The organism is Streptomyces violaceorubidus (genome assembly GCF_000717995.1).
Lineage (GTDB): Bacteria > Actinomycetota > Actinomycetes > Streptomycetales > Streptomycetaceae > Streptomyces > Streptomyces violaceorubidus.
In genome coordinates this window covers 34,544-60,440 of sequence record NZ_JODM01000012.1, presented here as the reverse complement: position 1 = coordinate 60,440, position 25,897 = coordinate 34,544, and the positions used below count along the sequence as shown (strand labels likewise).

General features: G+C 72.6%; 24 protein-coding genes and 2 pseudogenes. 9 read left to right on the top strand and 17 right to left on the bottom strand.

Annotated features, from left to right (window positions below):
* Nucleotide 1 precedes the first annotated feature (1 nt).
* Together IE94_RS38155 and IE94_RS35730 are read left to right on the top strand one after the other, a co-directional pair.
* A pseudogene (locus IE94_RS38155) lies at nucleotides 2-465 on the top strand (sigma factor-like helix-turn-helix DNA-binding protein); the annotation flags it as partial.
* The gene (locus tag IE94_RS35730; protein WP_342450759.1) at nucleotides 462-899 is read left to right on the top strand and encodes a hypothetical protein; all 438 of its coding nucleotides are present in this window, start codon (nucleotides 462-464) and stop codon (nucleotides 897-899) included. The pseudogene IE94_RS38155 and the gene IE94_RS35730, both read left to right, overlap by 4 nt.
* A 79-nt stretch (nucleotides 900-978) precedes the next feature.
* On the opposite strand, the gene IE94_RS0116945 is transcribed toward IE94_RS35730, so the two are convergent.
* From IE94_RS0116945 to IE94_RS0116880, 14 genes and pseudogenes are all read right to left on the bottom strand, one after another.
* Entirely contained in the window at nucleotides 979-1,776 is a 798-nt protein-coding gene (locus tag IE94_RS0116945; RefSeq protein WP_030184737.1) for an HAD family acid phosphatase, read from the bottom strand.
* Nucleotides 1,777-1,906: 130 nt separating this feature from the next.
* Nucleotides 1,907-2,203, bottom strand: a complete 297-nt coding sequence (locus tag IE94_RS41855; RefSeq protein WP_030184735.1) for a hypothetical protein — start codon at nucleotides 2,201-2,203, stop codon at nucleotides 1,907-1,909.
* Nucleotides 2,204-2,270: 67 nt separating this feature from the next.
* The gene (locus tag IE94_RS0116935) at nucleotides 2,271-3,605 is read right to left on the bottom strand and encodes a pectate lyase family protein (RefSeq protein WP_030184733.1); all 1,335 of its coding nucleotides are present in this window, start codon (nucleotides 3,603-3,605) and stop codon (nucleotides 2,271-2,273) included.
* A gap of 46 nt (nucleotides 3,606-3,651) precedes the next feature.
* Nucleotides 3,652-4,455, bottom strand: a complete 804-nt coding sequence (locus IE94_RS0116930) for a rhamnogalacturonan acetylesterase (protein ID WP_030184731.1) — start codon at nucleotides 4,453-4,455, stop codon at nucleotides 3,652-3,654.
* Between the two features lie 127 nt (nucleotides 4,456-4,582).
* Nucleotides 4,583-5,953 carry an ABC transporter substrate-binding protein gene (locus IE94_RS0116925; protein WP_030184730.1) on the bottom strand — a complete coding sequence of 457 codons (1,371 nt, stop codon included), beginning with the start codon at nucleotides 5,951-5,953 and terminating at the stop codon, nucleotides 4,583-4,585.
* An 87-nt stretch (nucleotides 5,954-6,040) separates the two neighbouring features.
* Nucleotides 6,041-7,590: pseudogene (locus IE94_RS35725) on the bottom strand (glycoside hydrolase family 43 protein).
* Complete coding sequence (locus tag IE94_RS0116915) at nucleotides 7,587-8,432, bottom strand: DUF6807 domain-containing protein (RefSeq protein ID WP_030184728.1); 846 nt, start codon at nucleotides 8,430-8,432, stop codon at nucleotides 7,587-7,589. The pseudogene IE94_RS35725 and the gene IE94_RS0116915 overlap by 4 nt, the downstream one beginning before the upstream one ends.
* Complete coding sequence (locus IE94_RS0116910) at nucleotides 8,429-9,586, bottom strand: Gfo/Idh/MocA family protein (RefSeq protein WP_030184720.1); 1,158 nt, start codon at nucleotides 9,584-9,586, stop codon at nucleotides 8,429-8,431. The genes IE94_RS0116915 and IE94_RS0116910 overlap by 4 nt, the downstream gene beginning before the upstream one ends.
* A complete protein-coding gene (locus tag IE94_RS0116905; RefSeq protein ID WP_030184717.1) occupies nucleotides 9,583-10,479 on the bottom strand; it encodes a carbohydrate ABC transporter permease in 897 nt (298 codons plus the stop codon). The genes IE94_RS0116910 and IE94_RS0116905 overlap by 4 nt, the downstream gene beginning before the upstream one ends.
* Nucleotides 10,476-11,411 (bottom strand): carbohydrate ABC transporter permease, encoded by a 936-nt coding sequence (locus tag IE94_RS0116900; RefSeq protein WP_030184715.1) that lies wholly within the window; start codon nucleotides 11,409-11,411, stop codon nucleotides 10,476-10,478. Before IE94_RS0116900 ends, IE94_RS0116905 begins: the two co-directional genes overlap by 4 nt.
* Before the next feature lie 120 nt (nucleotides 11,412-11,531).
* On the bottom strand, nucleotides 11,532-13,262 hold the full coding sequence (gene araD / locus IE94_RS0116895) for an L-arabinonate dehydratase (RefSeq protein WP_030184712.1): 1,731 nt from the start codon (nucleotides 13,260-13,262) through the stop codon (nucleotides 11,532-11,534).
* On the bottom strand, nucleotides 13,259-14,167 hold the full coding sequence (locus IE94_RS0116890; protein ID WP_030184710.1) for a dihydrodipicolinate synthase family protein: 909 nt from the start codon (nucleotides 14,165-14,167) through the stop codon (nucleotides 13,259-13,261). Before IE94_RS0116890 ends, araD begins: the two co-directional genes overlap by 4 nt.
* Nucleotides 14,164-14,832 (bottom strand): GntR family transcriptional regulator, encoded by a 669-nt coding sequence (locus tag IE94_RS0116885; protein ID WP_030184708.1) that lies wholly within the window; start codon nucleotides 14,830-14,832, stop codon nucleotides 14,164-14,166. Before IE94_RS0116885 ends, IE94_RS0116890 begins: the two co-directional genes overlap by 4 nt.
* 166 nt (nucleotides 14,833-14,998) lie before the next feature.
* Nucleotides 14,999-15,598: a TIGR03086 family metal-binding protein gene (locus IE94_RS0116880; RefSeq protein WP_030184706.1), complete on the bottom strand. Its 600-nt coding sequence runs from the start codon at nucleotides 15,596-15,598 to the stop codon at nucleotides 14,999-15,001.
* A gap of 141 nt (nucleotides 15,599-15,739) precedes the next feature.
* Here IE94_RS0116880 and IE94_RS0116875 point away from each other — a divergent pair, with 141 nt between their 5' ends.
* A complete protein-coding gene (locus IE94_RS0116875; protein ID WP_037922840.1) occupies nucleotides 15,740-16,987 on the top strand; it encodes an MFS transporter in 1,248 nt (415 codons plus the stop codon).
* On the opposite strand, the gene IE94_RS0116870 is transcribed toward IE94_RS0116875, so the two are convergent.
* From IE94_RS0116870 to IE94_RS0116860, 3 genes are all read right to left on the bottom strand, one after another.
* Entirely contained in the window at nucleotides 16,976-17,368 is a 393-nt protein-coding gene (locus tag IE94_RS0116870) for a VOC family protein (protein WP_030184702.1), read from the bottom strand. The two genes, IE94_RS0116875 and IE94_RS0116870, sit on opposite strands and share 12 nt — an antisense overlap.
* Nucleotides 17,369-17,438: 70 nt before the next feature.
* Entirely contained in the window at nucleotides 17,439-18,611 is a 1,173-nt protein-coding gene (locus IE94_RS0116865; RefSeq protein ID WP_030184699.1) for a hypothetical protein, read from the bottom strand.
* Nucleotides 18,608-19,558 (bottom strand): 5-dehydro-4-deoxyglucarate dehydratase, encoded by a 951-nt coding sequence (locus IE94_RS0116860; RefSeq protein ID WP_030184696.1) that lies wholly within the window; start codon nucleotides 19,556-19,558, stop codon nucleotides 18,608-18,610. The genes IE94_RS0116865 and IE94_RS0116860 overlap by 4 nt, the downstream gene beginning before the upstream one ends.
* A 206-nt stretch (nucleotides 19,559-19,764) precedes the next feature.
* On the opposite strand from IE94_RS0116860, the gene IE94_RS0116855 reads away from it, so the two are divergent.
* The 6 genes from IE94_RS0116855 to IE94_RS0116830 all read left to right on the top strand — a co-directional run bounded on the left by IE94_RS0116855 (nucleotide 19,765) and on the right by IE94_RS0116830 (nucleotide 25,894).
* Nucleotides 19,765-20,574 carry an NAD-dependent epimerase/dehydratase family protein gene (locus IE94_RS0116855; RefSeq protein ID WP_030184693.1) on the top strand — a complete coding sequence of 270 codons (810 nt, stop codon included), beginning with the start codon at nucleotides 19,765-19,767 and terminating at the stop codon, nucleotides 20,572-20,574.
* Nucleotides 20,575-20,857: 283 nt separating this feature from the next.
* Nucleotides 20,858-21,634, top strand: a complete 777-nt coding sequence (locus tag IE94_RS0116850) for a DeoR/GlpR family DNA-binding transcription regulator (RefSeq protein WP_030184691.1) — start codon at nucleotides 20,858-20,860, stop codon at nucleotides 21,632-21,634.
* A 90-nt stretch (nucleotides 21,635-21,724) separates the two neighbouring features.
* Nucleotides 21,725-23,095, top strand: a complete 1,371-nt coding sequence (locus tag IE94_RS0116845) for an ABC transporter substrate-binding protein (protein WP_030184688.1) — start codon at nucleotides 21,725-21,727, stop codon at nucleotides 23,093-23,095.
* Entirely contained in the window at nucleotides 23,092-24,036 is a 945-nt protein-coding gene (locus IE94_RS0116840; RefSeq protein ID WP_030184685.1) for a carbohydrate ABC transporter permease, read from the top strand. Before IE94_RS0116845 ends, IE94_RS0116840 begins: the two co-directional genes overlap by 4 nt.
* Nucleotides 24,033-24,908: a carbohydrate ABC transporter permease gene (locus IE94_RS0116835; RefSeq protein ID WP_030184682.1), complete on the top strand. Its 876-nt coding sequence runs from the start codon at nucleotides 24,033-24,035 to the stop codon at nucleotides 24,906-24,908. The genes IE94_RS0116840 and IE94_RS0116835 overlap by 4 nt, the downstream gene beginning before the upstream one ends.
* On the top strand, nucleotides 24,905-25,894 hold the full coding sequence (locus tag IE94_RS0116830; RefSeq protein ID WP_030184674.1) for a zinc-dependent alcohol dehydrogenase family protein: 990 nt from the start codon (nucleotides 24,905-24,907) through the stop codon (nucleotides 25,892-25,894). Before IE94_RS0116835 ends, IE94_RS0116830 begins: the two co-directional genes overlap by 4 nt.
* Nucleotides 25,895-25,897 lie beyond the last annotated feature (3 nt).

Below are 25,897 nucleotides of genomic sequence, written 5' to 3'. Positions count from 1 at the left end.
CGCCGACGGCCTCGCGGCGGACGCCCTGCTGGCGCTGTGGCACCGCTGGGACCGGGTCCGCGCGGCCGACCACCCGGTGGCGTACGCGCGCGGGGTCGTCGCCCATCTCGCCCGCACCCGCGTGCGGACCGCCGTGCGCGTACGCAGACCTGTCGCACTGTTCTGGTCGCAGCGCGAGGAGCGGGCCGAGAACCCGGACGTCGCGGGCGTGGTCGACGTGCGGGAGGCGCTGCGCCGACTGCCGTTCCGCAAGCGGGCGTGCGTGGTGCCGCGGCACGCCTTCGACCTCTCCGAGAGGGACACGGCGCCCGCCCTCCGCGTCTCGGTGGGCAGGGTCAAGAGCCGGACCTCCAAGGGGTGGCCGATTTGCGGCGGCTGCTCGGCGGCAGGGGCGCTCCCCGGGTTCCCCGGCAGGTGCGGGCGGCGGTCGCGCACGGCGGCGACGCCGCGGGAGGCACCCGGTGACCGGGCGGCGGGAGGCGGCCGGGGAGCTGCGCGCCCGGCTGCGCGAGGCGGCCGGGCGCACCGGCCCGACCGGGCCCGGATGCCGGCCCGGGTGGAAACGCGGCAGGACGGCCGGGACCGGCGGCCCGGCCCGTCCTCGGCTGCCGGGCCGGGTGTGGGTGGCCGCCGCGACGGCGGCGGTGGCGGGCGTCCTGGTGGCCGGCGGCTACACCCCCGCCTCGGCGGTGCGGGACGACGGTCCCGCACCGCGCCCGGTCGCCGCCCCGCCCGGGTCGCCGGAGCCCGGGCCCGCTGCGGTCGAGCGGCGTGGTGGACCCGCACAGCAACGAGTTCTGGCAGAGCAACCTCACCCTGACGACGCGTGCCCGCTCACCGCGCTCACCGTCGAACTGCGGGTGGCGCAGACCGGCTCGGTGACCTCCACCGGGGCCTGACGGTCCCTGCCGGAGGTGACTTCGCCTTCGCGCTCGCCGAGCGGGGCGGCTTCACCCCGGACGGCTGAGCGGCGGCCCGCTACTCGACGAAGTACGTCGGGTTGGGCAGCTTGTACGTCCGGTCCGCGTAGCCGCCCTGGAGGTCGGAGTACTGGTCCCCGAAGTTGGCGACGATGTCGTATCCGAGGTCCCGCTCGATGTGCCGGCGGGTGCCCGCCTTGTACTCCACGGTGGTGCACTTCCAGGTGCCCGGGGTGGCGCAGTGGGCCAGGTAGGACGGCGGGTTCGCCTTGTCCTTCAGGAAGACGTGGCCGGTGTCGAGGTTCACGTCGGCGCCGACCTTCTTCAGGTTCTCGACGGCGGCGGCGCGCTGCGCCTCGCTCAGCCCGGAGTTGTAGAAGACCTCGACGCCCTTCTTCTCGGCGTACCGGGCCAGTTCGGGGCTGCCGGGGACGGCCGGGCGGTCGGCGCGGTCGACGTAGGCGGCCCAGGTGGCGCTGTCGTAGCCGTAGTTGTTCCGCTTCTCGTAGTCGAGGCTGAGCAGCAGCGTGTCGTCGATGTCGAAGACGACCGCGGGCCTGGTGTGCTGGTGGTCCGCCGTGCGGGCGGCCCGGTCGATCTGCTTCTTCGCGGCGGCGTCGAGGCGGGCAAGGTCGGCGGCGTAGGGGCTGTCCGGGGAGGCCTGGTAGACGCCGTCGGCGTCGAGGGTGGTGCCGTAGTAGGCGTCGATGTCCTTGGCCAGCACCCCGATGTTGTACGGCTCGTGGGTGGAGTTGGCCGTCGACTGGCCGGCGGTGGCGGCGCCCGTGCCGTACAGGACGGCACCGGCGACGGCACAGGCGGTGGTGACGGTCGCGATGCGCAATGGTTTATGCATGACACAGGTTTCTACGCGCGTCACCCTGGTGAGCGCGAGACCCGTGGCCGGATTCGCGCCCCCGTATCTGGCAAAAATCGCGTCAAGCAGGTCAAGTACCCGCCGTCGGCGGACCGGTCGTCCCCGCCGGTCAGGGCCGCCGTTCGTAGGGCCGCCAGTCGCCGAGGTACGCCTCCCGGGTGTGCGCGGCGGCCTCGGCCCGGGTGAACCGGGGCCGGTTCTCCGGGACGGTGAGCGGGTCGGCGTACAGGGTCTTCGGGGTGCGGCGGGCGGCCGGTGAGCCGTACCGGCCGAAGGGGTGGGGACGCGGGTGCGTCGGGGTGCCGGCGCCGGCGGGACCGGCCGACGCGAGGCCGAGACCGAGGGCGGCGCCCGCGCCGGCGGTCGCCAGGAGGAAGCCTCTGCGGCACGGGGCGGGTCGGTGCATGCTCATGCTCCTTCGGGGGGTGGGCCGGGGCGGTGCGGGCGCCCCGGCCCGGTTCGCGGGAGGGGGGTCAGCGCAGCCGGCCGGCGCCCGCGCCGTGGTCGACGACGAACGGGACCGCCCGGGACGGCAGGACCCGGGTGCGCAGCGAGGGCGTCCAGCCCGCGCCGGTCCGCAGCTCAGTGCCCGGGTTCTCGGCGTTGTGCGCGGCGATCAGGTCGACGCCGGCGCCGTTGACGCGGTTGTGGGCGGCGCTGAGCGGCGCGTCGTTCCAGCGCTTGAGCACCTTCGCGGGACTGACGCCGGCCGGCAGGGTGAAGGCGTTGTACTCGGCCACGAGCGCGGACTCCTTGCCGACGCCGAAGCTGTAGGCGTAGTCGTCCGAGGCCACGAAGTGGTTGTTGTAGACGTCGACCTGGCCGAAGCGGACGCGGGGCGCGCGCTCGACGAGGTTCTTGAAGAGGTTGTGGTGGAAGGTCGTCCTCAGGTGGCCGCGGTCGACGGCGGCGGTGGACTCGCTGTCGCTGTTGCCGATGAGGATGGTCTTGTCGTGCTCGGTGAAGACGTTCCAGGACGCGGTGACGAGGTCGGCGCCCTTCACGATGTCCAGTTGGCCGTCGTGCTGCTGGTAGAGCATGCCGAAGTAGGTGGGCGCCGCGCCGTCGGGGTGCTCGCCGTCGGTGAAGGTGTTGTGGTCCAGCCACACGTGCGTCGAGCCGTACACGACGGCGCTGTCGTACTCGGAGTTCCAGTTGCCCCGGTCGCCGTCCGTGGGGTCCCACTGGGGGAAGCAGTCGACGGGGCTCTCGAAGGTCAGGTTGCGGACGATGACGTTGTCGACGCCCTTGGTCTGGAGGCTGGCGCCCTTGAGCGCGGCGCCCCGGCCGACGCCGACGATGGTCGTGTTGGAGGGGACGTCCGCCTTGATGGACCGGTCCTGCTGTGCGGCGGAGGCGCGGCGCAGACCCTCGGGGCTGTCGTCGGGCTCGGCGCTCAGGTCGGTCTCCCTGCCCCAGTTCTCGGGGGAGTACTTCTCCAGGTAGGCGTCGAAGTCGTAGCCGGGGGCGGCGAAGGCCTCGCAGCCCTCCGAGACGGCGTCGACGGTGCCCTTGACCTTGATGATCCGCGGCGCGGTGCCCTCGGCGGCGAGGGCGGCCCTGAACTCGGCCCAGGTGGAGACCGTGTAGACGTGCTCCGCGTCGGCGGCGGCCCCGCCGGTGGTGCCGGTGCCGTGGGAGGCCCAGCCGTCGCCCGCGGGCAGGGTCTGCCGGGCGGTGTCCCGGGGGTGGTGGTGGCCGGGGCGGGCCTCTGCGGCGGCGGCCGTCAGGCTCAGTACGAGGGCGGTGCAGCCCACGAGTGCGGCGGTTCTCTGCGTGGCATGCCCATGCCATCTGTGGGTGCTCATACTGCGGCTCTCCCTTGCTCTGGGGGTCGGTCGACGGTCGTGGGTGTTACGCGGTGGCCGGTGCGGGCCGGCTGATCCAGGACTCGGGGATCTCCCCGTCCAGCCGGCGCACGTCCCGGTGCGCCAGTACGCGCCCGCGCAGCAGTTCCCGGGCGACGAGCCGGGCGACCGCGATCGCGCCCGGCGGATTGAAGTGGGTGTTGTCCTGCTCGGTGGCGGTCCGGTTGAAGTACGCCTTGGTCCCCTCGACGCCGAGCCGCTGCCACAGCGCGAGCGACAGCGCCTGCACGTCGAGCAGCGCCACGCCCTCCTCCCCCGCCGGCGCCCGCATCGCCGCCGGGTACTCGCCGTGGCTCGGCACGGCGTTGCCCCCGGCGTCGAACCGCCGCCGCTCGACCGGCGTGGCCAGCACCGGCCGCGCCCCGCGGGCCCGGGCGCCCTCGACGTACAACCGCAGGTGGTCCTGGTACGTCGTCCAGGGCTCGGTGTGGCGGGCGGGGTCCTCGGCCTTCTCGTCGTTGTGCGCGAACTGCACGAGGAGCAGATCCCCGGGCCGGATCACACCGAGGATCGCGGCCAGCCGCCCCTCGTCGACGAAGCTCTTCGAACTCCGCCCGTTCACCGCGTGGTTGGCGAGCGCCAACTCCTCGCGGAGGAAGAAGGGCAGGGCCATGCCCCACCCGGTCTCGGGCGCGGCGTCGGCGTACTTCTGCGCGGCGGTGGAGTCCCCGGCGATGTAGAGGGTGCGGGGGCGGGGGCGTCCGCCGGCTTGGGCGGTGCCGGTGGCCGCGAATGCCGAGGGAAGGGAGGCAACGGCGGCTGAGGTGACGTGCCTTCGGCTGAGTGACACGCAGGGTACCTTTCGACGAAGGGTGGGAATGTCCCCCTGGGGGCGCGGGGAACGGCGCGATCAACCACAGGCGGCCCGCAGCCCGCGACCAACCACGGACCACCCACGGCGAAACCGGAACCGCCGGCTAACCCATCTGCTCCGTCCACTCGGCCTGCGCGTCGTTCAGCTTCTCGGCCAGCCCGTCCAGGAAGTCCTTCGCGCTCATGTCACCCAGCAGCACCTTCTGGAACGCCGGCTCGCTCTCCGACTTGGACATCGTGTTCCAGTCCGGCAGGTAGTACGGCAGCTGAACGATGGTCGTGGACCCGTCGTTCAGCGCCTGTGCCGCCAGGTTCGTCGGCTCGGCCTTCTGGATCCACGCGTCGTTCGCGGCCTCGGTGTTGGACGGCACCTGCCCGGCCGACTCGTTGAACTTCGAGTTCTGCTCCTTGGACAGGGCGAACTCGATGAACTTCCAGGCCGCCTCCTTGTTCTTCGAGCTCTTGAACATGCCGAGCCCGTCGACCGGGTTGGACACCTGGACCCGCTTGCCACTCGCGCCGACCGGCTGCGGGATGCCGCGGAACTTCTCGACGCCGAGCGCCTTCACGTGGTCCTGGTAGGAGCCCAGGTTGTGGTTGAGCATGCCGATGGTGCCGGTGTCCCACTGGGCGACCATCTTGGCGAAGTCGTTGTTGACGTCGGCGGCCGGCGTGACCTTCTTGTAGAGGGCCGCGTACTTCTCCAGCGCCTCCACGTTCTTCGGGTCGTTGACGGTGGTCTTCTTCTTGTCGGCGTCCCAGAACGAGGTGATGCCGGACTGCCCGTACATCGCGTCGAAGGCCTGGGCGATGGATCCGGAGCCGCCGCGGATGGTGTAGCCGAACTCGTTCTTGCCGGTGTCGGTCAGCTTCTCGGCGGCGTCGTAGAACGCGTCCCACGTCGTCGGCGCGTCGAGACCGGCCTTCTCGAACAGGTCGGTGCGGTAGTAGAGGACACCGTTGTTGGCGGAGGTCGGCATCGAGTAGAGGGTGCCGTCGCCACCGCCGGCGGCCTTCAGGGACTCGACCATGTCCTTGTTGAGCCTGCCGCTCAGGGAGGACTTGGTGAGCCGCTCGTCCAGCGGCTCCAGGGCGCCCTGGGCGGAGAAGCCCGCGAGCATCGAGGCCGTCACGCCGCCGACGTCCGGCAGGCCGCCGCCCTGGATGGCGGTGTCGACCTTGGACTGGTACTCGGTGGCGGCGATCCCGACGTACTCCACGTCGATGTCCGGGTTCGCCTTCTCGAAGTCGGCGATGATCTCCTTCCAGACGGCCGTGCGGATGCCGCCGTTGTTGTCCCAGAAGACGATCTTCCCCTGGCCGCTGCCCTCGGCGCCCTTGTCGCCGCCCGCCCCGCTGCCGTCGTCACCGCAGGCGGTGGCGGTCAGCGCGAGCACGGCGCCCAGGGCGACGGCGGCGGACGTCCGGCGCCGGGCTGTGCCTTTGTCTCTGCTGCTGAGCATGCTGATCCTCATTGGTCGGCTCTCTTCCGGGTCTTCTGGGTCTTCTGGGTCTTCTGGTTTTCCGGATCCGGCAAAGCGGTGGAACGACAACGTGGGGGTTCAGTGGGTTCGGTGGGGCCCGACGCGGAACCGCGTGAACGTGGCGGTGCCGGCGTGTCCCCGGCCTGCGGGCGCGAGGGCGAACAGGCCGAGCAGTGCGCCGACCCAGCGCCAGGGGGCGGCGGCGAACTCCCGGCCGACGGGGTGGGGGCCGTCGCCGAGGTCGTAGGAGAAACGGCAGCGGGCCCCGGGGACCGTCTCGATCCGCAGCCGGGCCCGTCCCCCGGGTGCGGGGCGCGGCCGGTCGGCGTCCCGCTCGCCCTCGGCCACCGACTCGGCGAACCGGTGCACCAGGTGCACCCGCCCGTCGGTGTCCCGCTGGAGCCCGATCCAGCGGTAGGCGTCGCCGAGCACCGCGAGTCCGGCCCGCGCGCCGGTTTCCTCGCCGTGCAGGCGCAGGTCGACCTCGATCACCGAGGGCTCGCCGGGGAAGCGCTGGGTGAGGACGTTCGGCAGCAGGCGCAGGTCGTGCGCGTCGGCCGAACGGACGCAGGCCAGGCGCAGCCCGTCCCCGGCGTGCTCGGTGGACCAGCCCGCGCGGGGGTTGGCCGTCCACGACCACTGGCGGCCGAACCGTCCGCCGGGGAAGTCGTCGTCGGTCGCGGGCGCGGCGGGCGGCTGCGGGGCAGGGCGGGACGGGTGTGCTCGGTGACCGGGGCACCGGCGTCGCCGAGGACCGGCCAGCCGTCCGCGTCCCACCGCATCGGCTGGAGGTGGACCACCCTGCCGTACGCGCCGCGCTGCTGGAAGTGCAGGAACCAGTCCTCGCCGGACGCCGTGCGCACCCAGCCGCCCTGGTGGGGGCCGTTGACGTCGGTGTCCCGCTGTTCCAGGACGACCTTCTCCTCGTACGGTCCGAAGAACCCGCGGGAGCGGAAGGCGCCCTGCCAGCCGGTCTCCACCGATCCGGCGGGGGCGAGGATCCAGTACCAGCCGTCGTGCCGGTAGAGCTTGGGCCCCTCCAGGGTGAACCAGCCGGGGAGCCGGTGGGCGTCGACGATCACCTTGCCGTCGTCCAGGAGTCCGGTGCCGTCGGGGCGCATGCGGTGGCCGGTGAGGCGGTTCTTGATCCCGGAGCGGGAGCGGGCCCAGGCGTGCACGAGGTAGGCCTCGCCGGTCTCGTCGTCCCACAGCGGGCAGGGGTCGATCAGGCCCTTGCCCGCCTTGACCAGGTGGGGGACGGTCCACGGGCCCCGGATGCCGGGGGCGTTGACCTGGAAGACGCCCTGGTCCGGGTCGCCCCAGTAGATCCAGAAGCGGCCCGCGTGGTGGCGCAGGGACGGTGCCCAGACGCCGCGGTCGTGGCGGGGGCGCGCGAACTCCCGCTCGGGCTCCAGGCGCTCCAGGGCGTGGCCGACCAGGGTCCAGTCGACCAGGTTGCGGGAGTGCAGGAGGGGCAGGCCGGGGACGCGTCCGAAGCTGGAGGCGGTCAGGTAGAAGTCGTCCCCGACGCGGACCACGTCCGGGTCGGACCAGTCGGCGTTCAGGACGGGGTTGGTGTACGTCCCCGCGGTCCCTGGCGCGGTCCCCGGCGCGGACGCGGCGGTCACGGGCTCACCGCCTTGCGGACGAGGGCGGCGGCGCCGTCGGCGTCGAGGCGGCCGTCGGCGACCACGGTGGCGATCCGGCGGACCAGGGTGCCGCCCGGGGCGACGGCCACCCGGTCGTCGTGGGCCAGCGAGGAACCCGCCCCGGGGTACTCCTCGGTGCGCACGAACCACGGGTCGCGCCGGGTGCGTTCGGTGGCGCCGGCGAACACCAGCGACCAGGTCTCCCCGGTCATGGCGAGCCAGTGAGCGGTGCTGCCGTGCACCTCGCGCTCGCCCTCCCGGTCGGCGGTGAAGACCCTGGGCGCCGCGCTCTCCTTGCGGGCGCGCCAGAAGAAGCCGCCGTAGGCCGCGCCGGGGCGCCCGTTGGTGGCGGGGCTGCCGAGGGTGAGCGGGTGAGGGGTGACGTTGGTGAGGGAGAAGGTGAAGTCCAGCGCCCAGGCGGCGCCGGTGATTTCGCCGGCCGCGACCGTGCGGCGCTCGCGCAGCAGTTCGGTGCCGCCGGCGACCCAGCGCAGCTCCTCGACGAAGCCGTCGGGGGCGCGGAGCTGGAAGGCGGTGTGCCGCTGGGTGCCGTGGTTGTCCAGCTCGGTCGGCCCCTGGTCGCGGACGAAGGTGCGCCCGCCCCAGAAGTTGTGCCCCTCGACGTCGGGAACGGCGACACCGACGCCGAGGTGGTGGAGGTGGTCGGCGGGGCTGAACTCGGTCACGGGGGTGCCGGCCAGGGTGGTGACGGGGTGCAGGTAGGGGCGCGGCGAGAGCCGGTGCGGCAGCTCGGGGCGGGTGGCGTACCGGGCGACGGGGCGGCCCGCCACGCGCAGCACCGGGGAGTCGTTGCCGGTCATCGGGTGCTCACCTCGTCACGGGGGTGCTCGGTGCGCGGCGCCCAGGGCGCGCCCAGTTCGGAGTAGAGGGCGAGGGTGTCGGCGGCGGCGGCCACGAGTGCGTCGACGCCGGGGACCACGCGGCGGTCCTCCCCGGGGACGCGGTGCCAGGCGGCGGCGGGCAGCGGCTCCGGGTCGGGTGCCCGGCGGATCGCCTCGACGACCCGCATGAAGGCGCCCGTCTCGTGCGGCGGGACCAGCAGCGGGACCCCGGTGGTGAGGTGGTCGACCAGGTTCTCCAGCAGGTCGGTGCGGTCGTGGTGGAATTCCTCGGGGCCGTGGCCGCCGCGCTGGAGCAGGACGCGGTCCTGCTTGTACCAGAAGGTGACGCGGCCGCTGGAGCCGTGCACCAGTACGTAGGGCTCGTCGGCCCGCTCGGCGCACAGGGTCGCGGCGACGGTGACGCGGTGCCCGCGCGCGGTGCCGATCCGCACGCAGGAGGTGTCGTCGGCCTCGATGTCGTTGGCGTGGCTCAGCTCGGTCTCGATGCCGGTGACGTCCTCGGCGCGGGCGGTGCCGCCGAGGGCGAGGGCGGTGGCGACGGCGTGCGCCAGCGGGTTGGTCAGCGCGCCGTCGATCACGTCGGCGCCGTTCAGCCGTCGCTTGCCCGACCAGGGTGCCCGGCGGAAGTAGGCCTCGTCGCGCACCCACGCGCCGGCCCCGCCGACGCCCACGACCTCGCCGATGGCGCCCTGGGCGACCAGCTCGCGGATGGCGGGGACGGCGTGCGAGCCCAGTGACTGGAACCCGACCTGGCAGGCGACACCGGACTCGGCGACCCCGTCGGCCATGCGCCGGAACTCGGCGTACGAGGGGGCCGGCGGCTTCTCCAGGAGGAGGTGCACTCCTCGGCGGGCGGCGGTCAGGGCGAGGTCGGTGTGGGTGGGGATCGGCGTGCAGATCACGGCGATCTCGGCGCCGGTGGAGTCGAGCAGCGCGCCGAAGTCGGTGGACTGCTCGGGGACTTCTCCCCCGGCCTCCTGCTCGGTCAGCGGTGTCAGCTCGCAGATGCCGGCCAGCCGGACCAGTCCCGCCTTCTCCAGGCGGCGGATGTTGGCGACGTGCCAGCGGCCGTGGCCGCGGGCACCGGCGAGGACGACGGGAACCCGGCTCATCCCTTCACCGCCCCCGCGCTGAAGCCGGTGATCAGCCACTTCTGGATGAAGGCGAAGACGATCACGACGGGGACGGCGGCGACGATGCCCCCGGCGGCGAGCGCGCCGAGGTCGACGCTGTCCGCGCTCATCAGGGAGTTGAGGCCGACCGGGATGGTCTGCTTGTGCTGGTTGTTGAGGAACATCAGGGCGAACAGGAAGTGGTTCCAGGAGTGCACGAAGGCGAAGGAACCCACCGCGATCAGGCCCGGCCGCAGCAGCGGCAGCACGACGATCCGGAAGGCCCTGAAGCGTCCGCAGCCGTCGACCCAGGCCGCCTCCTCCAGGGAGTACGGCACGTTCTTGATGAAGTTGCTGATCAGGATGATGGACAGCGGCAGCTGGAAGACCGTCTCGGCGATGATGACACTGCCCAGCGAGTTGATCATCTGGAGCCCGGCGAAGATCTCGAACAGCGGCACCAGGAGCAGCGCGCCCGGCACGAACTGGGAGCAGAGCAGGGCGAGCATGAAGACCCGCTTGATCTTGAAGTCGAACCGGGCGAGGGCGTAGCCGCCGGCCAGCGCGACGAGCGTGGTCATCACCAGGGTCGCGAGCCCGACGTACACGCTGTTCTGGAAGTAGGTGCCGAAGCCGCGGTCGGTCCACACCTTCTCGAAGTGCTCGGTGGTCATCGGCCAGGGCACGAGCGAGGTGGAGCCGGCCGGGCGCACCGCGAAGAGCAGGATCCAGTAGAACGGGATCATCGTGAAGACCAGGTAGATCCCGAGCGGCAGGTAGATCTGCCAGCGGGGCACCTCGTCCCAGGCCGGGCGCTTCTTGAGCGGCCGCGGCGGTGCGGGGGCGGCCGGCGCGGGGGCGGGGGCGGCCGCGGCGGCCTCCTTGGTGATCACTTGTTCTCGCCTCCGAACTTGCTCAGCCGCAGGTAGACGATCGAGCAGAAGAGCAGGATCACGAACGCGACCGTGGTGAGTGCCGACGCGTAGCCGAAGTCGTGGGCGTCGACGCTGGTGTTGGCGATGTACAGGGGCAACGTCGTGGTCTCGCCGGCGGGTCCGCCGCCGGTCAGGGTGTAGAGCAGGTCGACGTTGTTGAACTCCCACACCGCGCGCAGCAGCGTGGACAGGATGATGGCGTCCTTCAGGTGCGGCAGCGTGATGTGCCGGAACTGCTTGAGCCGGCTCGCCCCGTCGACCTCGGCCGCCTCGTACAGGTCCTTGGAGACGGACTGGAGGTCGGCGAGGATGAGGATCGCGAAGAAGGGCACCCCGCGCCAGAGGTCGGCGACCACCGCCGCGGAGAACACGGTCGAGGTGTCGGAGAGCCAGCTGGTGCCGTACGAGCCGATGCCCATGTCGGCGAGGTAGCGGGTGACGCCGGTCTGGGAGTTGTAGAGCAGCACCCAGATCGCGGAGGTCAGCACGCCGGAGACGGCCCACGGGGAGAAGACCATGGCCCGCCCGATGCCCCGGCCCACGAAGGTCTGGTTGACGATGAGCGCCAGTGCCAGGCCGAAGAGCAGTTGCAGTCCGACCTCGACGAAGACCCACTTGGCGCTGAAGACGAGGGTGTCCCGGAACACCGGGTCCTCGGTGAAGATCTTGACGAAGTTGTCGAAGCCCGCGAAGCCGTTCCGCCACGGCTTGGTGGGGTTGTACTCCTGAAGGCTGTAGTAGAAGACGCTGATGACCGGGTAGGCGATGAAGCCCAGCATCAGCAGGGCGGCCGGTCCGATCAGCAGGTACGGGAGCCTGCGCGGCGTGGCCGAGGCACGGCGCCGCCTGGGTGGCGCGGGCGGTTTCGCCACGGCTGCGGCTTGGGCCATGACAGTTCTCCGTTCAGTTACGTCTACGTCGTGCGGGGCATGCGCGGAGCTGGTGGGAAGCGCCGATGGGAAGCGCTTTCTCGATGGGCAGGGGCGTGCCGGGTCCCGCCGTCGGCGGGCTCAGCCCGCGTAGGGGTCCCGCACCTTGCCCGGGCGGGCCAGGAACTCGAAGTCGCAGCCGGTGTCGGCCTGGGTGATCTGTTCGTTGTAGAGCGCGCCGTAGCCCCGTTCGTAGCGGGCGGGCGGCGGGGTCCAGGCGGCCCTGCGGCGCTCCAGCTCCTCGTCGTCCACGCCCAGGTGCAGGGTGCGGGCCTCGACGTCGAGGGTGATCGGGTCGCCGGTCCGGACGAGGGCGAGCGGTCCGCCGACGTACGACTCGGGGGCCACGTGCAGCACGCACGCGCCGTAACTGGTGCCGCTCATCCGCGCGTCGGAGATCCGGACCATGTCCCGCACGCCCTCCTTGAGCAGGTGGTCGGGGAGGGGCAGCATCCCGTACTCGGGCATGCCCGGGCCGCCCTTGGGCCCGGCGCCCCGCAGCACGAGCACGCTGTCGGCGGTGATGCCCAGGTCCGGGTCGTTGATGGTGCGCTGCATGGTCCTGTAGTCGTCGAAGACGACGGCGGGACCGGTGTGCTTGAGCAGGTGCGGCTCGGCGGCGATGTGCTTGATGACGGCGCCGTCCGGGCAGAGGTTGCCGCGCAGGACGGCGACCCCGCCCTCGGCCGCGACCGGGTTGTCCCGGGGCCTGATGACCTCGTCGTGGTGGACGCGGGCGCCCGCCAACTGCTCGCGCAGGGTGTCGTGCGAGATGGTGGGCCGGTCCAGGTGGAGCAGGTCGGTGATGCGCGAGAGGAAGCCGGGCAGGCCGCCGGCGAAGTGGAAGTCCTCCATCAGGTACGTCTGTCCGCCGGGGCGGACGTTGGCCAGCACCGGGACGGTGCGGGCGATGCGGTCGAAGTCGTCGAGGGTGAGGGTGACGCCCGCGCGGCCCGCCATCGCGATCAGGTGGATCACGGCGTTGGTGGAGCCGCCGAGTCCGAGCACAGTGGTGACGGCGTCCTCGAAGGCGTCGGCGGTGAGGACGTCGCTCAGCTTCCGGTCGCGGTGGACCAGTTCGACGATGCGCATTCCGGCGGCGGCGGCCATCCGGTCGTGCCCGGAGTCGACGGCCGGGATGCTGGAGGCGCCCGGGACGGTGACGCCGAGGGCCTCGGCGGCGGCGGTCAGCGTGGAGGCGGTGCCCATCGTCATGCAGTGGCCCGGCGAGCGGGCCAGACCGCTCTCCAGTTCCTGCATCTCGCAGTCGCCGATGAGGCCGGCCCGCTTGTCGTCCCAGTACTTCCACATGTCGGTGCCGGAGCCGAGGGTCTGGCCGCGCCAGTGCCCGGGGAGCATGGGCCCGGCGGGGACGAAGACGGCGGGCAGGTCCACCGTGGCGGCGCCCATCAGCAGGGCGGGCGTGGACTTGTCGCAGCCGCCCATCAGCACGGCGCCGTCGACCGGGTAGGAGCGCAGCAGTTCCTCGGTCTCCATGGCGAGGAGGTTGCGGTAGAGCATCGGGGTCGGCTTCTGGAAGGTCTCGCTGAGCGTGGAGACCGGGAACTCCAGCGGGAACCCGCCCGCCTGCCAGACCCCCCGCTTGACCGCCTGGGCGCGGTCGCGCAGGTGGACGTGGCAGGGGTTGATGTCGGACCAGGTGTTGAGGATCGCGATGACGGGCTTGCCGAGGTGCTCCTCGGGCAGGTAGCCGAGCTGCCGGGTCCGGGCGCGGTGGCTGAAGGAGCGCAGGCCGTCCGTGCCGTACCACTGGTGGCTGCGCAGCTCCTCCGGGGACCTCCTGTCGGTCATATCGACCACCCCGCGGCGATGGCGGCGACCTCGGCGCGCTCGCCCTCGGGCAGCGGCTTGCTCGGCGGGCGCACCTCCCGGCGGCACAGGCCCAGCGAGGCGAGGGCCTCCTTGACCACGGTGACGTTGTTGGCGGAGCCGTTGGCGGCGCGCAGTTCCTCGAAGCGGCGGATCTGCTCCCAGACCTTCATGGCGGCCGGGTAGTCGCCGGAGCGCAGCGCTTCGATCATGTTCAGCGAGACGGCCGGGGCGACGTTCACCAGCCCCGAGGTGAAGCCGGTGGCGCCCGCGCTGAAGTACGAGGGGGCGTACGGCTCGGCGAGCCCCGCCACCCAGACGAAGCGGTCGAGGCCGGCGTCGCGGGCGAACGCCGCGAACTTGGCGGCGTCGGGGACGGCGTACTTCACGCCGATCACGTTGGGGCAGGCGTCGGCGAGGTCGGCGAGGCGGGCGCCGGTGAGCTGGGCGTTGCGGATGTAGGGGACGACGCCCAGCTCCGGCACGGCCTCGGCGACGGCGCGGTGGTAGTCGACCCAGCCGCCCTGGGAGACGTAGGGGTGTACGGGCTGGTGGACCATCACCATGGTGGCGCCCAGGTCGCGGGCGTGCCGGGCGGAGGCGACCGCGGTCGGCACGTCGTGGCCCACGCCGACCAGGATGTCCGCGCGCTCGCCGGTCTCCTCGATCGTCAGCTCGGTGACCAGGCGGCGCTCGGCCGGGGAGAGGGCGTAGAACTCGCCGGTGTTGCCGTTGGGGGTGAGGGTCGTGATGCCACCGTCGAGGAGACGACGCAGCAGTGCCCGGTAGGTGGCGGGGTCGACGGTGCCGTCCTCGGCGAACGGGGTCACCGGGATCGCCACCACGTCGGCCAGGGCCGCCCGCTGGGTCTCGAACGTCGCTGTCATGCCTGACCGTCCTCTTCCTGGGCCGCGCTCCCCGCTTCGGGGAAGGCCCGCTCGACGAAGGACGCGATGTGCGCGTGCAGGGCGCGGCCGGCACCGTCCGCGTCACCGGCGAGGGCGAGGCGCAGGATCTCCTGGTGCTCGCCGGCCTCCCGCTCCCAGGAGGGGTCGGCGGCCCAGGCGACCGCGGAGACGAGGGCCGCCTGGTCGCGGACCTCGTCGAGCATCCGGCCGAGCAGCGGGTTGCCGCAGGGCAGGTACAGGGCGCGGTGGAACTCGCGGTTGGCCAGCGACCGTTCGGCCGTGTCCGTGGCCCGTTCGGCCTGGGTGAGCGCGTCCCGGGCGGCGTCCAGGGAGGCACCGCGGCGCACGGCGCGCTTGAGCGCCTCGGGCTCGAGGAGCAGCCGGACGTCGTAGACCTCGCGCGCCATGTCCGCGTCCACCATGCGCACCGTGACGCCCTTGTACTGGCTCATCACGACCAGTCCGGTACCGGCCAGCGTCTTGAGCGCCTCGCGCACCGGCGTCTTGGACACCCCGAACTGTGCGGCGAGGTCGGTCTCGACCAGGGCCTGGCCGGGCGTCAGCCGGCCGGTGAGGATGCGGCGTTTGATCTCCTCCAGCACGTACTGCGTGCGGGAGGGGATCGGCGTGGGCACAGAGGTCATGCGCGCCTCTCGGAATCTCGCGTCGGATGCGCGACAGATCTCTGACATCAGATCTCGCGTATCGCGTCTCATATATGACGTACGGAGTACGACGCGTTGAAGGTAAGAGGGGCGCGCGGCGGCGTCAATGCTTCTGACAAAGGAAGTCGGGTTCGGCGGATGTTCGTTACGCGGTGCGGGACCAGCCCGGGTCGCGTCCGCTGAGCCCCACGGTGCGCTCCAGCAGCGGTGCGTCGGCGGGCACGGCGACGACCGGCCCGAACATGCCCTGGTCCCGCTCGGACTCCGCCGCGGCGGCGGCCAGCAGCGCGTGCGCCGCCCGCAGCGCGGCCGGGTCGGGGGTGTACTCCTGGCCGGTGGCGCGGGCCAGGTCCCAGCCGTGGATCACCAGTTCGTCGGCGACGACGGCACCGGCGACCGCGCCGGGCAGGTCGATGCCACCGGCCCGGGTCGCGCCGGTCCACGCCCCGGGGTCGCGCCACGCCTCGGCGAGTTCCCCGAGCGCGGCGGCGAGTTGCTCGCGCCAGCCGGGGCCGATGTCCGGCACGGACGCCTCGGGGCTGGTGTCCGTGGTGGGCCCCAGGTCCTTGCGGGCGGCGTCGCGGAAGGCGACGGCGAGACCGGTCAGGTGGCCGAGCAGGTTGCGCACCGCCAGGTCCGGGCAGGGCGTCGGGTCCGCGAGCCGGTCGTCGCGCACGCCGTCGGCGAGGCGGGTGAGGATCCGCGTCTGCGGTCCCAGGTCGAAGGTCGTGGTGTCGGCGGTCATCGGCTGCTCCTCGGGTCGTGCGTGGCCGGCTCTTCTCGGGGGTGGACTCGTCGCAGCCGGGAAACTCATCGGCCGCGGGGCCCGGCACTAGGTCACCTGCCCGATGCCCGCGCCGGGGCCTTAGGCCCACGCTGACCAGGTATGACGAAGGCAGGAACGAGGAGATCCGCAGGTCCGGACGGACCCTGGCCCGTGGTGCGCGTCCTGCGCGACCGCGACGCGGGCCTGTGTCTCGCCGGGGTGGTGGTGTCCGGCTTCGGCACCTCGGCGCTGTGGCTGGCGGCCGGCGTGTGGGTGAAGGACCTGACCGGCTCGGACGGGCTGGCGGCGCTGTGCGTGCTCGCGATGTGGGCACCGACGCTCGCGGGCCCGGCGCTGGGCACCCTGGCGGACCGCGTCCGCCGCAGGCCGCTGCTGATCGCCACCGGCCTGCTGATGGCCTGCCTGCTGCTCACGCTCTTCGCCGTGGACTCACGGGACACGCTCTGGCTGCTCTTCGCGGTGCTCCTCGTGTACGGCGCGGCGGGCGTCGTCCACGACGCGGCCGAGTCGGCGCTGGTCGCCGCAGCCGTCGCCCCGGGGCTGCTCGGCGACTTCAACGGCCTGCGCACGACCGCCAACGAGGGCATGAAGCTGGTGGCGCCCTTGGCCGGGGCGGGGCTGTACGCGGCGTACGGCGGACCGGGCGTGGCGCTGCTGGACGCGGTGACCTTCGTGCTGGCCACCGGCGTGTACGCCGCCCTGCGGGTCCGGGAGGCGCCACCGGAGCGCCCCACGGCGAGTTGGCGGCGCCGCACGGCCGAGGGGGCCCGGTATCTGCGGGGCCATCCCGGCCTGCGCCCGCTCGTCCTCGCGGGCGGCGTCACGATGCTGTGCGCGGGCGTCAACGGCGCCACCGTCTACGCCGTCGTGGACGCCCTCGGGCACTCCCCCGCGTACGCCGGTGCGCTGTACGCGGTCCAGGGCGCCGGGTCGGTGGCGGTGGGGCTGCTCGCCGGACCGGCGATCCGGCGCCTGGGCGGGCGGCGCTTCGCCGCCGCGGGGATCGCCCTGTTCGGCGTGGCGGTGGCGGCGCGGGCGGCACGGTACGACGCGGTGGCCCTGGCCTCCGGTGCGGCGATCGGCGCGGGGCTGCCGACGGTGCTGATCGCCGCCCTGACCGCCGTGCAGCACGAGACCCCGGGGCCGCTGCTCGGCCGGGTCTCGGCGACGGCCACCTCCCTGGTCCTCACGCCCAACGTGCTCGGACTCGCCGCGGGCGCGGCCCTGGTGGAGCCGATCGGCCCGCGCCTGCTGCTGCCGGCCGTGGGGGCGGTGCTGCTGGGGACCGCGGCGGTGCTGGTGCCCGCGCGGAGTGCGACGGAGGGGCCCACGCCGTCAGCCGCGTAGGACCAGCCACTCCTGGAGCTCGACGAGGTTGCCCGCCGGGTCCACGAGGTGGGCGACACGCATGCGGTCCGTCATGGGGGCCGGGCCGTGGACGAGTTCGGCTCCCCGCGCGGTGACCTCCTCGCAAGCGCGGTCCAGGTCGTCCACGCGCAGGACGACGAGGGACCGGTGGCCGGCCGGCTCGTCGGCGAGTCCGCCCAGCACCTGGGCCAGCTGCGCGCGGTCCTGAAGGGCGATGCCCGCGGTGCCGCCGTCGGGGGTGAACTTCGCGTACGGGCCGTCCTCCGCCTCGAGCTGCGGCTTCAGCCCCAGGACGTCCCGGTAGTAGCGGTAGCAGCGGGGGAAGTCGGTGACCAGAAGGCGGACCTGGGCGAGTTCCATGGGCATCCCCTCCGAAGAGCGCGACGAGGGCGTCCGGCCCCGGCCGGCCCCGGACGCCGTCGTCCGCACCCTACGCGAGGGACGTGAGCCCCGCCCGCACCTCCTCCAGATCCCCGTCCGAGGCCAATCCGGCGTGGTACAGGCGCAGTTCGTTCGCCCCGAGGTCCCGGGCGCGGGCGGCGTCGGCGGCGAGGGTGCGGGGGCTGCCGCCCATGCCGGAGACCACCGTGAGGTTGGCGGCGAGGACGGTGCCGTCGGCGGCCTGTTCGGCGAAGGGCGTCAGCAGGCCCGCGCCGCCCGTGCAGGGCACGACCACGCCGTCCGCGACGGAGAGGATGTGCGCGGGGTCGACCCCGGCGTTGGCGCCGCAGTGGTGGGAGACCGGGTCGGCGTGCAGCAGGACCTGGAAGCCGTCGGGCGCGGCGGCGCGGACCGCCGAGACCGCCGCCTCCTGGAGCGTGCGGGCCCGGTCCTCGCGCCACGCCCGTGTGGCGTTCGCCGGTGCCGCTCCGAGGAGCTTCTCCACGCCCGCCCAGCCCCCGTCCGAGGGCGCCGCGCCCCGCCACACCGGTTCGAGGGCGGTGCGCACGGCGGCGGCGAGCGGGTCGGCGTCCAGGCCCTGGGCGGCGTAGCCCGCCCGGCAGGCGGGGCAGAAGCACAGCGACATCAGGTACTGCCCGGCGTCCCCGAGGGCCACCCCGGCCGTCTTGTCGTGGGCGTGCAGGTGGGCGAGCCCGTACCAGCCCAGTGACTCCAGTTCCGTGCCGTGCGCCCCGGGCCGCACCGCCGCCTCGGCGGCCAGGTCGGTGAGGTAGGCGCGCGTGGCGGGCTGCGCGATGCAGGGCGCCCAGGGGTAGCGGTCGCCGTAGGCGTTGACCACGCAGGTGTGCGGGTGCTCGGCGCCGAGGCGGGAGTTGTGGGCGAGGACGACCCAGGTGTGCACCTCCAGGCCCGCGTCCGCGAGGGCGGCGGCGGCCTCGCCGTACGCGTCGCCGGGCGCCCAGTCGCCCGCCTCGTACGGGCGCGGGCTGCGACCCTCCCAGCGGGCGGCGTCCGGCGGGTAGAGGACGGCGGCGTACTCGGCGGTGACCACGCGGTGGCGCGGGTGGCGCGGGGTGAGGGCGCGGGTGGAGTGGTAGGCGGCGGCGAGCGTCACCTGCGCCACGCCGAGCTCCGCGACGCGGGCGGGGGCGTCCGGGTCGCCGCACACGTCCCAGGGGTAGAGGAACGCCGAGGTCTTCACCGGCCGGCCCCTTCCCGCAGCAGCGCCTGACCCCGCTCGACGATCCGCGCGAGCTGCTTCACGTGCTCCTCGGCCGGCTCCTCCAGCGGCGTCCGCACCTCCCCCACGTCCAGGCCCCGCAGCCGCACGCCCGCCTTGACCAGGGCGACGGCGTACCCGCGGCCCCGGGCGCGCAGGTCGACGAAGGGCCGGTAGAAGCCGTCCAGCAGACGGTGCACGGTGGGCTCGTCGCCCTCGCGCAGCGCCCGGTGGAAGGCGAGGGCGATCTCGGGGGCGAAGCAGAACACGGCGGACGAGTAGAGGGTGACGCCGAGCGCGCGGTAGGCGAGCTGGGTCTGCTCGGCGGTCGGCAGTCCGTTGAAGTACAGGAACTCCTCGCCGGGCAGTTCCGTGCGCACCGCGCTGACGGTCCGCTGCATGAGGTCGAGGTCGCCGAGCCCGTCCTTGAGGCCGACGATGCCGTCCGTGCGGGCCAGTTCGACGACGCTCCCGGGGGTGAAGACGGCGTTGTCGCGCTGGTAGACGATCACGGGCAGCGCGGTCGCGGCCGCCACCTCCCGGTAGTGCCGCACCAGTCCCTCCTGCCCGGCGAGCACCAGGTAGGGCGGCATGGCGAGCAGCCCGTCGGCGCCGGCCTCCTCGGCGAGGCGGGCGTAGCGCACGGCGAGGGCGGTGCCGTAGCCCGCGCCCGCCAGCACGGGCACCCGGCCCGCGCTCTCCTCGACGGCCGCGCGGACGCAGGCCGCGAACTCCTCCGGGGTCAGCGCGTGGAACTCGCCGGTGCCGCAGCAGGCGAACACGGCGGCGGCACCCGCCTCGACCCCGCGGCGCACATGGGTGCGGTAGACGTCCAGGTCGAGTCCGCCGTCGGGTCCGTACGCCGTGACGGGGAAGAACAGCGGGCCGCTGGGCACGGTGAGCCGAGCGGCGAGAGGGGCTGAGGTCACAAGCGCTCCCCATTCCATATCTATGACCTTCGTCTACATTTCTGAACGCGACCACGCTAAGCCGCCCCGCTAACACCGTCAAGCAGGCGCCCTCTTGACGCCCGACCACGCGCTCCTTAGCGTGTCCACGCATCTGAACGTGAGGCACACACCGGCACGCACCCACGCGTCCGCCACTACGACAGACCGACCTAGGAGTCCCGAGGATGCCCGCTCCCCGCACCGTCCTGCTCACCGGCGCCGCCGGCGGCCTCGGCACCCTGATGCGGGCACTGCTCCCCGACCACGGCTACGCACTGCGCCTGCTCGACCTGCGCCCCGTCGAGGGCGAGCCGGACGCGATCGTCGCCGACCTCGCCGACCGGGACGCCCTGCGCGAGGCCGTCCGGGGCGTCGACGCGATCATCCACCTCGCGGGCATCTCCCTGGAAGCCTCTTTCGACAAGATCCTGAAGGCCAACATCGAGGGCACGTACAACCTGTACGAGGCCGCCCGCGAGGAGGGCGTCGGCCGCATCGTCTTCGCCTCCTCCAACCACGCCGTCGGCTACACCCCCCGGCCGCAGGGCGAGGACCCCCTCATCCCCGTCGACACGCCGCGCCGCCCGGACACCTTCTACGGCCTGTCCAAGTGCTTCGGCGAGGACCTGGCCCAGCTCTACTGGGACAAGCACGGCATCGAGACCGTCTCCGTCCGCATCGGCTCCTGCTTCCCCGAGCCGACCAGCGTGCGCATGCTCTCGGTGTGGATGAGCCCCGCGGACGGCGCCCGCCTCTTCCACGCGGCCCTCACCGCCGAGAACGTCGGGCACACCGTCGTCCACGGCTCCTCCGCCAACACCCGCCTGTGGTGGGACCTGACCTCCGCACGGGCGCTCGGTTACGAACCCCGGGACGACTCCGAGCCGTACGCCGACAAGCTCCTCGCCGAGCAGGGCGAACTGGACCCGGACAACCCGGCGCACGCCCGCCTGGGCGGCCACTTCGTGACCGACCCCCCGATCTGGCCCAACTGACCGGAAGACGACCCCGCGAGAACCACCGAGGAAGCGGACGGGCACCGAACGGGCCCGTCCGCTTCCCCATGCGGGCATCCGCGCTGCCCGTTCTCACCCCGCCCCGCGCTCCGCCCCAGGTCCGAGACGGGCACCCGGCACCGCAAACGGGCACACCCGGGCAGCATCGGATCCGCAACAGACCTGGTCAGTGCCGCGCGGCCGCTGTAGAACTTCCCCCAAGGGCCACCCGGGCCCGAACGGGCAGGCGCGCGGCGACGAGGCGGTGAGGCGGGTGTTCGGCATGAGCACGGGTACAAGGACGACGGAAGAACGCCGGCACGAGATCGTGCGCGTGGCCCGCGCCACCGGCTCGGTCGACGTCACCGCGCTCGCCGCCGAACTGGGCGTCGCCAAGGAGACCGTACGACGGGACCTGCGCGCCCTGGAGGACCACGGGCTGGTCCGCCGCACCCACGGCGGCGCCTACCCGGTGGAGAGCGCCGGGTTCGAGACCACGCTCGCCTTCCGCGCCACCAGCCACGTGCCCGAGAAGCGCCGGATCGCGTCCGCGGCCGTGGAACTGCTCGGCGACGCGGAGACGGTCTTCGTCGACGAGGGCTTCACCCCCCAGCTCATCGCCGAGGCCCTGCCCCGGGACCGGCCGCTGACCGTGGTCACCGCGTCCCTGCCGGTCGCCGGCGCCCTCGCGGAGGCCGGTGACACCTCCGTCCTGCTGCTCGGCGGCCGGGTCCGCTCGGGCACCCTGGCCACCGTCGACCACTGGACGACGAAGATGCTGGCCGGCTTCGTCGTCGACCTGGCCTACATCGGCGCCAACGGCATCTCCCGCGAGCACGGCCTCACCACCCCCGACCCCGCGGTCAGCGAGGTCAAGGCGCAGGCCGTCCGGGCCGCCCGCCGCACGGTGTTCGTCGGCGCGCACACCAAGTTCGGGGCGGTGAGCTTCTGCCGCTTCGCGGAGGTGGGCGCCCTGGAGGCCATCGTCACCAGCACCCTGCTGCCCTCGGCCGAGGCCCACCGCTACTCACTGCTCGGCCCCCAGGTCATCCGCGTCTGAGCACCACCCGGCCCCGTCCCGCACGGGCACGTCCACACCCTTCAATGCCCTGTATCTCCCTATACCTCCCCATACGTTCAGGAGCGATCCATGCGAACCCAGAGCCGACGGAGGCCGCGAGCGACTCTCGCCCTGGCCGCCGCAGGGACGCTGCTCGCCCCGCTGCTCACCGGCTGCTGGGTCGGGGCGGGCGGCGCCGGATCCGGCGGCAACGCCATCAACGTCCTGATGGTCAACAACCCGCAGATGGTCGAGTTGCAGAAGCTCACCGCCGACCACTTCACCAAGGACACCGGCATCAAGGTGAACTTCACCGTCCTGCCGGAGAACGACGTCCGCGACAAGATCAGCCAGGACTTCGCCAACCAGGCCGGCCAGTACGACGCCGCCACCCTCTCCAACTACGAGATACCGATCTACGCCCGCAACGACTGGCTGCACGAGATGGACTCCTACGTCGCCAAGGACCCGGCCTACGACGAGCAGGACGTCCTCGGCCCGATGCGCGAGTCCCTCACCGCCGAGGACGGCAAGCTCTACGGCCAGCCCTTCTACGGCGAGTCGTCCTTCCTGATGTACCGCAAGGACCTGTTCGCCAAGGCGGGCCTCGAGATGCCCGAACACCCCACCTGGACCGAGGTGGCCGGCTTCGCCGAGAAGCTCGACGGGTCCGAACCCGGGATGAAGGGCATCTGCCTGCGCGGACTGCCCGGCTGGGGCGAGCTGATGGCACCCCTGACGACGGTCGTGAACACCTTCGGCGGCACCTGGTTCGACCAGGACTGGCAGGCCCGGCTCGACTCCCCCGAGTGGCAGCGGGCGACGAAGTTCTACGTCGACCTGGTCCGCGAGCACGGCGAGTCCGGCGCCGCCCAGTCCGGCTTCGCCGAGTGCCTGAACAACATGACCCAGGGCAAGGTGGCCATGTGGTACGACGCCACCTCCGCGGCCGGCTCCCTGGACGCCGCCGGGTCCCCGGTCAAGGGCAAGGTCGGCTACGCGCCCGCCCCGGTGGAGAAGACGGACTCCTCCGGCTGGCTCTACACCTGGGCCTGGGGCATCCAGAAGGCCTCGCGCAACGCCGACAAGGCCTGGAAGTTCCTCTCCTGGGCGTCCAGCAAGGAGTACGAGCAGCTGGTCGGCGACGAGATCGGCTGGTCCAACGTCCCGGCCGGCAAGCGCGCCTCGACGTACGGGAACCCGGCCTACGTGAAGGAGGCCGCCGCCTTCCAGGAGATGACCAGGAAGGCCATCGAGGGCGCCCGGCCCAAGGATCCCGGCGTGCAGCCGCGGCCCGCGCCCGGCATCCAGTTCGTCGGCATCCCCGAGTTCACCGACCTCGGTACCAAGGTCTCCCAGGAGATCAGCGCGGCCATCGCCGGACGCCAGTCCGTCGAGGAGGCCCTGAAGAAGTCCCAGCAGCTCGCCGAGAAGATCTCCGAGGAGTACGAGGGACGATGACCGCCACCACCACGGCCCCCTCGGCCGCACCCGAACACACCCGCCCCACCGTCCGCCCGCCGTCCAACCGGCTGCGCGCCTGGGCCACCCGCGCGCCCCTCCTCCCCGCCCTGGTCTTCATGGTCGTGGTCACCCAGCTGCCCTTCGTGGCGACCCTGGTGATCTCCTTCTTCGACTGGAACGCCCTCTACCCCGACGCCCGCCACTTCACCGGCTTCGCCAACTACGGCGACGTCCTGAGCGACCCGGCCCTGCGCAAGTCGGTGTGGACGACGATCCTGCTCACCGTGGCGGTCGTCCTGGCCAGCCTGGTCCTCGGGCTGGTCCTCGCCCTGCTCCTCGACCGCAGGTTCAAGGGCCGCGGCGTGGTCCGCACCCTCCTGATCGCCCCGTTCCTGGTGGTCCCGGTGGCGGCGGCCCTGCTCTGGAAGCACGTCCTCTACAACCCCGAATACGGCCTGCTCAACGGGCTGTTGCACTACGTCGGCGGACCCCAGCCGGACTGGATCTCGAACACCCCGCTGCTCGCGGTCGAGGCCTCACTGGTGTGGCAGTGGACGCCGTTCATGATGCTCATCCTGCTGGCCGGACTGCAGAGCCGGGACCAGCAGCAGATCGAGGCCGCCCGGGTGGACGGCGCGGGCGACTGGCAGATCTTCGTCCACCTCACCCTCCCCCACCTGCGCCGCTACCTGGAACTCGGCGCCCTGCTCGGCTCGATCTACATCGTCCAGAACTTCGACGCGGTCTTCACCCTCACCTCCGGCGGCCTGGGCACGGCCAACCTGCCCTACACCGTCTACCAGAGCTTCTACCAGGCCCACGAGAACGGCCTCGCCTCGGCCGCGGGCGTCCTGGTCGTCATCGGCTCGATCGTCATCGCCACCTTCGCGCTGCGCGTGGTGTCGTCCCTGTTCCGCGAGGAGGCCGGCCGCGCATGACCGCCACCGCCGTACGCTCCGTCGTCACCGACGCCAAGCCCGCCCACACCCGCCGCAGGGCCGGTGCCGGCCTCGGCCTCGTGGCCTGGCTGGTCGGGATCGTCTTCTTCCTGCCCATCGCCTGGATGGCGCTGACCTCCTTCCACTCCGAGTCCGACGCGGCCACCAACCCGCCGTCCTTCGCGGCGTCGCTGACACTGGACGGCTACCGCGAGTTCTTCGGCGCGGGCGGCGGGGCCAGCCCCTGGCCCGCCCTCGTCAACTCGGCGGTGGCGTCGATCGCCTCGACCCTCTTCGTCCTGGTCCTGGCCCTGCCCGCCGCCTACGCCCTGTCCATCCGTCCGGTGAAGAAGTGGACCGACGTCCTGTTCTTCTTCCTCTCCACCAAGATGCTTCCGGTGGTCGCGGGCCTGCTGCCGATCTACCTGTTCGCCAAGAACACCGACATGCTGGACAACATCTGGCTGCTGGTCGTCCTCTACACCTCGATGAACCTGCCGATCGCGGTCTGGATGATGCAGTCCTTCCTGGCCGAGGTCCCGGTCGCCATCATCGAGGCGGCCCGGATGGACGGCGCGAAGCTCCCCACGATCCTGGTCCGGGTCGTGGCCCCCATCGCCCTCCCGGGCATCGCCGCCACGTCGCTCATCTGCTTCATCTTCAGCTGGAACGAGCTGCTCTTCGCCCGGGTCCTGACGGGCGTGGTAGCCGAGACCGCCCCCGTCTTCCTGACCGGCTTCATCACCAGCCAGGGCCTCTTCCTGGCCAAGGTGTGCGCCGCGTCGCTCGTCATCTCCCTGCCGGTGCTCGCCGCGGGGTTCGCCGCCCAGGACAAACTGGTCCAGGGCCTGTCGTTGGGAGCCGTGAAATGAAGGCCGCCGTCATCGAGTCCGTGGGCCGCGCCGTCGTCACCGAGGTCCCCGACCCGACGCCAGGGCCGCGCGAGGTCGTCGTCGAGGTCGCCGCCTGCGGCCTGTGCGGCACCGACCTGCACATCCTCCAGGGCGAGTTCGCGCCCAAGCTCCCGATCGTGCCGGGTCACGAGTTCGCGGGCGCGGTGGTCGGCGTCGGCGCCCAGGTCACGGAGGTGGCGGTCGGCGACCAGGTGGCCGTCGACCCCTCCCTCTACTGCTACGAGTGCCGCTACTGCCGCACCGGTCACAACAACCTCTGCGAACGCTGGGCGGCCATCGGCGTGACGACGGCGGGCGGCGCGGCCCAGTACGCGGTGGCGCCGGTCGCGAACTGCGTGAAGCTCCCCGAGCACGTCCGCACCCAGGACGCGGCCCTGATCGAGCCGCTCTCCTGCGCCGTCCGCGGCTACGACGTCCTCCAGTCCCGACTCGGCGCCCACGTCCTGATCTACGGCTCCGGCACCATGGGCCTGATGATGCTGGAGCTGGCCAAGCGCACCGGCGCGGCCAGCGTCGACATGGTCGACCTCAACCCGGCCCGCCTGGAGACGGCCCGCGGCCTCGGCGTCTCGGCCTCGGCCGCCACCCCCGACGAGCTGGACCGCCCCCAGGGCTGGGACCTGGTCATCGACGCCACCGGCAACGCGGCGGCGATCCAGGACGGCCTGGACCGGGTGGCCAAGGCCGGCACCTTCCTCCAGTTCGGCGTCGCCGACTACGCGACGCGCGTCCAGATCGACCCGTACCGCATCTACAACCAGGAGATCACCATCACCGGCTCCATGGCGGTCCTCCACAGCTACGAGCGCGCGGCGGAGCTGTTCGCGAACGGCGTCCTCGACCCGGACGTCTTCATCAGCGACCGCGTCGAACTGGCCCGCTACCCCCAGGCCCTGGAGCAGTTCGCGGCGGGCGTGGGCCGCAAGATCGTGGTCGTGCCGTAACGG